Consider the following 3,669-nt stretch of genomic DNA (forward strand, 5'->3'; position numbering starts at 1 on the left):
ATAATTCCATCAACTTATTCATAAGTAGTGTCCTCCAAATTGTCTGATTACTATTTACGAGGATACTACTATACTTTATAATAAACTAAAAATCACCTTTTTGGTTGCGGCCAAAGGCCGCGCTAGGTAATCTGTGGTTCCTCTTTTATACTTCGTAAAATTATGCACCTGTTAAAGGGAGTTTCCCGAAAAGATTAAGTACCTGAGGCATTATGTCAATTCCGGTAATAATCCCCAGGCCTCCACATGTACAATCCCGCTCATTAAACGCAGCGACCTTGTCTACCCGAACACCGGTTCCGCGAAAAATGATGGGGATTGGATCACCCGAATGGCTTTTCAATGCACACGGGGTTGAATGATCTCCGGTTATTATTAATAATGTATTTTCCGATGTCTCATGAAAAAGCCTCGCCGCGTGGTCGATCTTTTCGATAAATTCTTTTTTACCCCTGAAATTTCCATCTTCTCCGAAAGAATCTGCGGCTTTTACATGTACAAAAACAAAATCGTACTTCTTCAGGTTGCTGATTGCCGCCCTGAATTTAGCTTCAATATCGGTGTCCGGCAGGCCTGTTGCGCCGGGGACGTCAATAACGTCCATTCCCAGGTAAGCGGCAACTCCCTTATACAACCCACCTCCTGCGATACAACATCCTGAGAAAGCATAACGTTCTTTAAAGCAGGGAACCTCTTTGTATTGTCCTGCGCCACGCACTAACAGATAGTTTGCCAACAATTCTCCTTTTTTTCGTCTTTCTTCGTTTAAAGGGTGTTTTTGGAGAATTTCCCATGCCTTTTTCAAAAAAGCATTCAATATTCGTGCGGTATGCCTTGCTTCAATAGACTTATCTAAAGGGGTAACTTCCCTTACAGGGACGTCCGGTTTGTGCGGATCGGCATCAATAATGGCACTAGAAAGGCCTTTCCCCCTCATTATTATAGCCGCGCGGTGACCAGTTCCCGGTTTGACGAAAAATGTAACGCCGTCGATTTCTATGCCATCCAGCGCCTGTGCTAACGGTGCTACCCCACGGATTCTGCCCGCCCTGCGGTCTTTAATAATAAAATTTTCGTCTACCGTGCTGAAATTTCCACGCAGGGCAACGTCGCCTTCCTTTAATTTCATACCAACGCCGGTCACCTCTATTGTTCCGCGTCCTGAATAATATTCTCTATAATCATAGCCTAGTATGTTGAGATGTGATGTGTCGCTGCCCGGCACACAACCACGGCCTAAACTGTACATCATTCCGCATTCAGATTCGGAAGCCAATTTGTCCATGTTTGGCGTTTTTGCCGCTTCCAGTGGGGTTAAATTGCCAAGATCTTTTATTGGACGGTCTCCCAGTCCATCGCAGATGACTAAAATAACTTTTTCCAACATTTTTCTGATACTCCTTTAATGTATAGATTTTCAAATCAATACGGAATGGGATAAAAATGCCTTTACACACCCAAGCTCCTCTTTTTAGTACCTTATCAGTAATTTCTTTGTACTTTTTGGCAAAATATTTAATGGGAAATATCTATTTTTGAGTAGGCTAAAACCCCTTCTTTGTACAAATCGTTTCCATAAATATCATTTGCAACAATTGCCGGAAAATTTTCAACCTCTAACTTCCTGATTGCTTCCGCTCCTAAATCTTCGTATGCAACCACTTCCATTCTTTTTACCGATTGCGCCAGCAATGCGGCAGCCCCTCCTGTAGCAACAAAATAAACAGCCTTATATTTTTTCATGGCTTCCAGCACCTCTTCCGACCGATTCCCTTTGCCTATAGTTGCCTTTAGCCCCAGTGACAATAATAGTGGTGTATATTTGTCCATACGGTAGCTTGTGGTTGGTCCGCACGACCCGATTGGCATACCCGGTGGAGCGGGACTAGGACCTGTGTAATAAATGATCTGGTTTTTTATATCAAATGGCAGTTCCTTGCCATGATCAATGAGGTTTGCAAGCCTTTTGTGCGCGGCGTCTCTTGCAGTGTAAAGTATGCCGCTGATCATGACCTTGTCCCCTGACTTTAGTTGTTCGATAATGGCGTCTGACAAGGGTGTCTTTATAAGTATACTGTTTGCCATAATCATTTACCCCCCAATATTGCAGTTTTTACCCGATGAGAATGGCAGTCTATATTGACTGCTACGGGAAGACTTGCAATGTGACAAGGGTGGCTCTCCACGTGTACTGCCAGGGCAGTTATCCTGCCGCCTAGTCCCTGAGCGCCAATCCCCAGATGATTTATTTTATCCAGAAGTTCTTTCTCTAATTGCACCGTTTCAGGATTTTTATTCTCCGAACCTACAGGACGCAACAGGGCTTTCTTCGCTAAAAGGGCCGCATAATCAAAGGTACCACCTATTCCCACTCCTACAATAATTGGAGGACATGGATTCGCCTTTGCTTTCTCCACAGTTTCCACGACAAAATGAACAACTCCCTCACGTCCTTCCGCAGGTGTGAGCATGGCAATCCTGCTCATATTTTCGCATCCGCCTCCCTTTGCCATGAAAGTAATCTTCAGATGATTATCTGGGACAAATTCTGTATGAATAATAGCCGGGGTGTTATCATTCGTATTCACCCGTGTGAGGGGGTCTGCTACGATAGATTTTCTCAAAAACCCCTCTTTGTATCCTTTACGCACCCCAGCATTGACTGCATCGTGGAGTCGTCCGCCGGCAATTTCTACATTTTCTCCAACTTCTAAGAAAACAATTGCAACGCCGGTATCCTGGCATAAGGGCATTTTATTTTCATGCGCGATCCTTGAGTTTTCCAATAATTCGGAAAGAATTTCTTTTGCGACAGGTGATGCTTCTTTTTCACTGGCAAGCGCCAGGGCATTGACCACGTCACTTCCCAAATTGAAATTTGCGTCCTGGCAAAGCCTGGAAACTGTCTCTGAAATTTCCGATGCGTTAATCCTGATAGGTGTACCCATATCGAATCGCCCTTATATTTTCATCAAAGAATTGCGACGGAAAGACGGTGTTAAAGTTTATAGTCTCAATATTAATTCCGATTTTTTGTAATAACTTGCCCAAGGCAATCATATTAACAAAAACAGGGCTGTTAAAGCATTCTGTAGCAATTTTTCCAAAAGGGATTCTGTCACTTTCAGGACAGTGTAAATCACACTCTTTACCCTCTGTTCCGCATGCAGCGGATTCAATAAGAACATATTTTGCCTTGACCGTAGTATCGAGTATGCTTGAAAGCTGAAGCGCAATATCTGCTTCTTCAAAAAAAGGGACTTCGATAGGTTCGTCGGAATAAGTAATCTCTGCTTTGATATTGCCGCTGCGGACAGCCGCATCATAAACAAGATTAAGGGCAACTTCTTTTCCTGATTTAGCAAGGATATTTGCCAGAATATGCGCCATAAGCTTAATGCCCTGGCCGGCTTCACCTGCCAGTATGATTTTTTTTGTACGGTGTTCACCGGGAATGGATGTAATTTTCTTTACCATGAAAACAACGCCAACTCCAAAAAAATTTTTAATGGTGAAATACGAATATTTAGTTTTTTAATCTGTACTACTATCCATCAATTTCTTGTTTTTTATGCGTGTTTTTCATGCCGCCATTTCCGTAAGTGCTTTAATATCAAGGGCTGAAGCGGTCATCAGTGAACAAGAGAACTTCTGGCCTTTCTCCGTCAA

General features: G+C 43.1%; 4 protein-coding genes. All 4 read right to left on the minus strand.

Translation table 11 applies throughout. The annotated features are described in order from the left end of the window. Window positions 1-160 precede the first annotated feature (160 nt). Window positions 161-1,387 carry a 2,3-bisphosphoglycerate-independent phosphoglycerate mutase gene (locus QZT26_RS16810; protein WP_295103791.1) on the minus strand — a complete coding sequence of 409 codons (1,227 nt, stop codon included), beginning with the start codon at window positions 1,385-1,387 and terminating at the stop codon, window positions 161-163. 128 nt (window positions 1,388-1,515) lie between these two features. Further along, entirely contained in the window at window positions 1,516-2,085 is a 570-nt protein-coding gene (locus QZT26_RS16815) for a Fe-S-containing hydro-lyase (protein ID WP_295103794.1), read from the minus strand. Window positions 2,086-2,087: 2 nt separating this feature from the next. After that, complete coding sequence (locus QZT26_RS16820; protein ID WP_295103797.1) at window positions 2,088-2,948, minus strand: fumarate hydratase; 861 nt, start codon at window positions 2,946-2,948, stop codon at window positions 2,088-2,090. Next, window positions 2,926-3,477 (minus strand): 2-oxoacid:acceptor oxidoreductase family protein, encoded by a 552-nt coding sequence (locus QZT26_RS16825; RefSeq protein ID WP_099324340.1) that lies wholly within the window; start codon window positions 3,475-3,477, stop codon window positions 2,926-2,928. Before QZT26_RS16825 ends, QZT26_RS16820 begins: the two co-directional genes overlap by 23 nt. Window positions 3,478-3,669 lie beyond the last annotated feature (192 nt).

Source organism: uncultured Candidatus Kuenenia sp. (assembly GCF_900696675.1).
GTDB classification, from domain to species: Bacteria; Planctomycetota; Brocadiia; order Brocadiales; family Brocadiaceae; genus Kuenenia; species Kuenenia stuttgartiensis_A.

Excerpts from the sequence above, each read along its gene's own strand:
- QZT26_RS16810 (WP_295103791.1), bottom strand. The coding sequence starts at position 1,387 with ATGTTGGAAAAAGTTATTTTAGTCATCTGCGATGGACTGGGAGACCGT.
- QZT26_RS16815 (WP_295103794.1), bottom strand. The coding sequence starts at position 2,085 with ATGGCAAACAGTATACTTATAAAGACACCCTTGTCAGACGCCATTATC.
- QZT26_RS16820 (WP_295103797.1), bottom strand. The coding sequence starts at position 2,948 with ATGGGTACACCTATCAGGATTAACGCATCGGAAATTTCAGAGACAGTT.
- QZT26_RS16825 (WP_099324340.1), bottom strand. The coding sequence starts at position 3,477 with ATGGTAAAGAAAATTACATCCATTCCCGGTGAACACCGTACAAAAAAA.